Genomic DNA, 5455 nt, shown 5'->3' with positions numbered 1-5455 from the left:
GGGCCCTGCTCGCCGCCGGCGGACACCGGCCGTGGAGAAAGACACCTACCCATGCTCATCTGTGAAGGGCCAGATTAGTTACTGTTCACTTGCCGTGGTCATGCGTGCTGACTGCTTCTATAGCTCAGGCCGCGCCGCAGTGCGAATTGCCGTCTATCCCTCAAGGCAGGGGACGCGAGACGTCTCGTCGAGCTACAGGGGATCGTCCCACTTCCTGGTTGCGAACCCCGCCTCGTTCCCGTGCGGGCATCGTCGCCGGGTGGGTCAAAGGGGGGCAACGCTTTCTTGGTATGTGTTGGGAAAGGAGTCATTTGGTGGTGTTCGGTTGCCATGGTCGGCGTCCTGGTGCGGGAGCGAGGCGGCGGGTCATCAGCCCGATCTGGTGGTAGTGGCGCAGTGTGCGCAGGGTGACGCCGGCCAGGTCGGCGAGTTCACTGCTGAGCATCGGACAGCTGTATCGGTTCCAGGTCGCGCAGTGCACGCGAGGCGATCATGTCCAGTAGCACGAGGATCCGTACTCCGGCGACGCTGAACCCGGCGAGCAGTGGGTACTCGACGGCCGCCAGCACGCCGGCCAGCGCGATCCCGGCCGGGGCGGCGACCGTCAATGTTCCGGGTGAGCCGTGGCGTTGCGGGCTTCCACTGCCGCCGAGGCGGCGGCGGCGCGCTCCGGCTGGCTGCTCATCCGCTCAGGATACGCGCATGACACATGTCACGGGTGCGGCATGCAAAAGGCCCCGAAAGCAGTGACAGCCAGGCACTTCTGAGATGCGTGTCCGACCGGTGGACTGGAGTCAGCCTGGGGAACACCCTGACGCCCACACCGACCGGAGCACGCCATGAGCCTCATCGGACACCCTCCAGGACCTCACCGCGCAGGTGCTCGACGGCGTCCAGCCGTTCATCGTCGCGGCCGCGGGCGCGATCCCCTTCATCGAGGGCGAAGGCAGGGCGGCGATCGGCATCATCCACCTGTAGTCGCCGCGATCGCCGGCAACAGCTCCGGTGCGCGCGATGCCGTCGTGACTCGGCGCGCAGAGAAGGTTCTGGCGCCGGACGGCGTGCCGGTCGGCAGCGGCTCCGACCGGGGAGCGGCGCCGGCCGAGCCCCGCCCCATCCAATGCCATACCACTTGACCCAGTAGATACTCCCGCTGCTTGATCATCGTGACGCACCCTGTCGACACACACCTTCTTGAGGAGACGCATTATGCCTTCCCTGTTCAAGACGTCGTTGGCCGCGAGCTCGTCCGCCGATGGCTCGGCGGGTCAGCCGAGATCAGTCCCTGAGGGCGTGCCGTACCACCTGGTGCTCGCGCGCGATCAGCGCCGCATCGGGCGCGGCATCCTCGCGATCGTGCTCTTGCATGCCGGCCTCGTGGGCTTCGGTTTCGTCTTCGGGCAGCTCGGAGGTCAGATCGACCTCATGCTCGGGCGAGACAGCATCGTGACCGGTGGAACCGATTTCACACCGGTCACGCTGGCCACGACCTATGCCTCCACCGCGCTGCTCATCCCGTGGAGCATGTTCGTCCAGCGCTGGCTGTACGGCGTCAAGGGCAGTTCGCTGCACTCCGTGGTCCTGGCGTTCCGCCCCGCGGTTCTGGGCCGAGCGATCCTGTTCCTGGTACCGGTTTGGGCGATCTACATAACTCTCCTCTCCGCCCTGCAGCCGTCCCCAGCGGCGAGCTGGGCGGTGGCCGATCTCTTGTTCATGTTCGTGGTCACGATCGTCATCGTGCCGCTGCAGAGCGCGGGGGAGGAGTACGGGTACCGCGGCCTGATCTTCCGGGTCGCCGCGAGCTGGGGCCGTGGACCGCGTTCCGCACTCACCCTGGGCGTCGCCGTCTCTGCCGTGCTGTTCGCCACGATCCACCTGTCCACCGACATCTGGCTTAACCTCCAGTTCCTGGCTGTCGGCACAGCGTTCGCGCTCATCACCTGGCGTACGGGCGGCATCGAGACCGCGGTTGTGCTGCACGCTGCCAACAACGTCTTCGGGCTCCTGCTGGCACTGGTGCTGCACGCCGACCTCGCCGCGTCGACGGACCGTTCCTCCGGTGTCGGCTCCATCGTCTTCCTCATTCCAGTCGTCCTGCTGGCGATCATCACCGTCGTCATCTGGTACCGCACCAGGCACGACGGGCCACAACTAACTCCCGTGCGCACGTCGAGCCAGGACGCCACACCCGCCACCCGGGGCCGGCCGACCTGACGCCCGCCCCGGGCGCGCTCGCGCACGCTGGGTCATCCGATGGAAGGCCGCGCTCAACGCGTTCGCCATCGCCTTGGACGGGCGCGGTGGACTGGCGCACGCCCTCAGGTCCCAGGAGCAACGCGTTAGCTTTTGGCAGAGGTCGGGGGTCAGATCCAGCCGTTCTCCCAGGCTTTTTCAGCGGCTTCGTGACGTGAGCGGGCACCCAGTTTGCCCATCGCGGTGGACAGATAGTTGCGCACCGTGCCGGGGGCCAGGTGCAGGTGTGTGGCGATCTGCTGGACGCTGGCCGTGGTGCGGCTGTGCCGGAGCACGTCGAGTTCCCGGTCGGTCAACGGGCATCGTTCGGCGGTCAGGGCGGCGGCGGCGATCTCGGGGTCCACGTAACGTTTGCCGGAGGTGATGTGACGGATGACGGTGGCCAGGTCCTGGGCCGGGGTGGACTTCGTGACGAATCCGCTCACCCGGGTGGCCAGAGCCCGGCGCAGCACCCCGGGGCGGGCGTGGCGGGTGACGATCACGACCTTGGTGGGCACGGTGGCCAGGATCTGGGCGGCGGCTTCCAGCCCGTCAGCGGGTGGCATCTCCAGATCCAGCAGACACACGTCGGGGACGGTGTCCTGGGCCAGTGTCACCGCGTCGGTGCTGTTATCGGTGCTGGCCACAACCTCGAGATCGGGCTCCAGATTCAGCAGTGCTTCCAGAGCACTCCGGATGAGCTGCTCGTCGTCGGCCAGCAACACCCGTATCAACCAGCGCCTCCATGGGATGCGGCGGGCAGAACCGCACGCAGCACGAACCGGTCGTTGAGCACTCGGGCCCGCAGGATCCCGCCGGCGCCGGCGAGGCGGGTTCGCAGTCCTGTGAGTCCGGTCCCCGTGACTGACCCTGCGGGGGCCGGGGTGGCCGAGCGCGCACCGGGCCCTGGGACGGAAGTGCGGTCGAGGCCGTCGTTGCAAATCTCCAGCACCACGTCCTGGCCGTCCCGGCTCAGGTTGATGGACGCCTGGTTGGCATGGCTGTGCCGCAGGATGTTGGTCGTCGCCTCACGAACCACCAACCCCAACAGATGCTCCTGCTCAGTACCAACAGCGGTGGCATCGGCGTGCAGACGGCAGTCGATGCCGGCCGCGTCCAGGACGTCGGCGGCGTTGGCCAGCTCCTCGGCGAGGCCGACCTGGCGGTATCCCTGGACCAGTGACCGGGTCTCCTCCAGAGCGGTGCGAGCCAGGAGGCGGGTCTCGTGGATATTCGCCTTGGCCGTGGCCGGGTCGGTCTCCAGCAGGCGTTCGGCCAGCTCGGCCTTCAACGCGATGACCTGCAGGTGGTGGCCCTGGATATCGTGCAGGTCCGCAGCGAACCGCAACCGCTCCTGAGCCACAGCCAGGTCCCCAGCCAGCCGGCGGCTTTCATCCAGGCGGACCACGACCTGCCACCACCACAGGCTTCCCAGCACCATCAGCGGCAACATCACCGTATAAAGCGTCAACGACACCAGCCTGGCCGGTTCCACCGGCAGATTTTCCACGAGTAGTCCTGGATGCAGGATGCTGTGAATCACCGGATGGGCCACCACGGCCAAGCCTCCGCCCAACAGCATCATCCATCGGACCCGGGCGGACAGCAGCGCGGCGACGACGTTGACCGCCGACCACAAGGGAAAAGCCGTCAACAGCACCAGGCGCGGCTCGGCCAGCGAAACCACCCACAACACCACCGGCGGAACGAACAACACCACCAGCTCCCTCGGTCCGGGCAACCCGGAGCCCAGCCCGCGCTCGAGGAACCAGCAGAAACGCAGCACCGTGACGGTGGAGACCACCATCAGCGCGAGCACCAGCCACTGCAGCCCCCCGGCCCCCGAGGCCGTACCCGCCACCAGGAACACCAGAACCATCGCGTGCATCACCAGGACGCAGAACACGATCGACCCCAGGGTGTAGAGCCAGGTCGCGCGCACCCCCGACGCCCGAGGTGCGGGGTCAGCGTTCGCGTCGTCGTGACGGGGAGTAGGCACGATCTCGGTCTGCACGACCCCAGCGTAGGGCACTGACAAACGTCACGGTCCCGACGGAGGGAACGCCCCTCCGGTCGATGACAGCACGTGCCTACCGGGGGTCTGGCTACTGCACCACGATCGAACTATCCCCACATTCCGGGGCATCGCTGTAGGAAAGGACCGACCGTGATCGAGACGCTGCAAGACTTCACCACATCGCTGCCACCGCTGCTGCAATGGCTGGGCGTGATGGTTGCGGGAGCTATTCCCTTCGTCGAGTCCTATGGGGGCTCGGTGATCGGCGTAATCGCCGGCATCACGCCACCGGTGGCCATCCTCGCCGCGATACTGGGCAACATCGCTTCCATGCTCGCTCTCGTACTCAGCGCCGACGCCATCCGAAACAAAGTCGCCCGCCCCAAAAAGGAGCCTTCGCCCCGACGGCAGAAACTGCGCCGAGCCTTCGACAAATACGGGGTGGCCGGCGTGAGCTTGCTGGGCCAGACCATCCTGCCCAGCCAGATCACCTCCATGGCCCTGGTTTCCTTCGGCGCGCCCAAGAACGCCGTCATCCTCTGGCAGACCATCTCCATCATCATCTGGGGCACCGCCTTCGGCGTCCTGGCGACCCTGGGCATCAACTTCCTCGCCACTGCCTGAACAGGCAGAACGTCGGTACCGGCCCCCGGCATAGCCAGCAACACCGGTGGCACCTGCGGCTTTCGCCCGTACTCCGCGGGACGGGGAGGGGACTGCCCCGACTTTCCCTGACTCTCGGGGTTGACGGTTTTCAGGCGGCTCGGAGGCCGTGATTGATGGTCTCAAATTCGACTGGCGTGAGGCGACCGAGACGGCGTTGCCGGCGCCGGCGGTGGTAGGTCTTCTCGATCCAGGTCACGATCGCCAGCCGCAGCTCCTCTCGGGTTCCCCAGCGCTGCCGATCGAGGACGTTCTTTTGGAGCAGTGCGAAGAACGACTCCATGGCGGCGTTGTCGGCGCACGCTCCGACCCGGCCCATGGATCCCACGAGGTCGTGCTGGGCGAGCTCGTGTACGAACTTCCGGGCGCGAAATTGGGCGTATTCAACCGGTCGTCGCAACACCTGCCGTTCAGCTGAGCTCCAGTAGATCACGGAGTCGTTCGGTCGGAGTGGCCCATCCGAGGGATTTCCGGCTCTTCAGAATCCAAGGTGTAGTCGCGGCCTGAACCCGCCGGTCTCCAGCAGTGATCTGGCGATGTAGT

The 5455-nt window shown here is 66.6% G+C and carries 6 protein-coding genes and 1 pseudogene; 2 read left to right on the top strand and 5 right to left on the bottom strand.

Annotation, left to right across the window (positions count from 1 at the left end; translation table 11 throughout):
• Window positions 1-307 precede the first annotated feature (307 nt).
• Together ACFYE1_RS17140 and ACFYE1_RS17135 are read right to left on the bottom strand one after the other, a co-directional pair.
• Window positions 308-445 (bottom strand): MerR family DNA-binding transcriptional regulator, encoded by a 138-nt coding sequence (locus ACFYE1_RS17140; RefSeq protein WP_387745651.1) that lies wholly within the window; start codon window positions 443-445, stop codon window positions 308-310.
• Window positions 432-608 carry a hypothetical protein gene (locus tag ACFYE1_RS17135; RefSeq protein WP_387745648.1) on the bottom strand — a complete coding sequence of 59 codons (177 nt, stop codon included), beginning with the start codon at window positions 606-608 and terminating at the stop codon, window positions 432-434. Before ACFYE1_RS17135 ends, ACFYE1_RS17140 begins: the two co-directional genes overlap by 14 nt.
• A 601-nt stretch (window positions 609-1209) precedes the next feature.
• Between ACFYE1_RS17135 and ACFYE1_RS17130 the strand changes: the two genes are divergently transcribed.
• Complete coding sequence (locus tag ACFYE1_RS17130; RefSeq protein WP_387745645.1) at window positions 1210-2214, top strand: CPBP family intramembrane glutamic endopeptidase; 1005 nt, start codon at window positions 1210-1212, stop codon at window positions 2212-2214.
• A 149-nt stretch (window positions 2215-2363) separates the two neighbouring features.
• On the opposite strand, the gene ACFYE1_RS17125 is transcribed toward ACFYE1_RS17130, so the two are convergent.
• Complete coding sequence (locus ACFYE1_RS17125) at window positions 2364-2966, bottom strand: response regulator transcription factor (protein WP_387745642.1); 603 nt, start codon at window positions 2964-2966, stop codon at window positions 2364-2366.
• Window positions 2963-4246 (bottom strand): sensor histidine kinase, encoded by a 1284-nt coding sequence (locus tag ACFYE1_RS17120; protein WP_387745639.1) that lies wholly within the window; start codon window positions 4244-4246, stop codon window positions 2963-2965. The genes ACFYE1_RS17125 and ACFYE1_RS17120 overlap by 4 nt, the downstream gene beginning before the upstream one ends.
• Before the next feature lie 153 nt (window positions 4247-4399).
• On the opposite strand from ACFYE1_RS17120, the gene ACFYE1_RS17115 reads away from it, so the two are divergent.
• Window positions 4400-4873 (top strand): hypothetical protein, encoded by a 474-nt coding sequence (locus ACFYE1_RS17115; protein WP_387745637.1) that lies wholly within the window; start codon window positions 4400-4402, stop codon window positions 4871-4873.
• A gap of 130 nt (window positions 4874-5003) precedes the next feature.
• Here ACFYE1_RS17115 and ACFYE1_RS17110 read toward each other — a convergent pair.
• Window positions 5004-5291, bottom strand: a pseudogene (locus ACFYE1_RS17110) (IS3 family transposase); the annotation flags it as partial.
• Between the last annotated feature and the right edge of the window lie 164 nt (window positions 5292-5455).

This window comes from Kocuria nitroreducens, assembly GCF_042879195.1.
In the GTDB taxonomy this organism is placed as follows: domain Bacteria; phylum Actinomycetota; class Actinomycetes; order Actinomycetales; family Micrococcaceae; genus Kocuria; species Kocuria nitroreducens.
The sequence above is the reverse complement of the archived record's forward strand: the minus strand, read 5'-3'. Positions and strand labels throughout refer to the sequence as shown.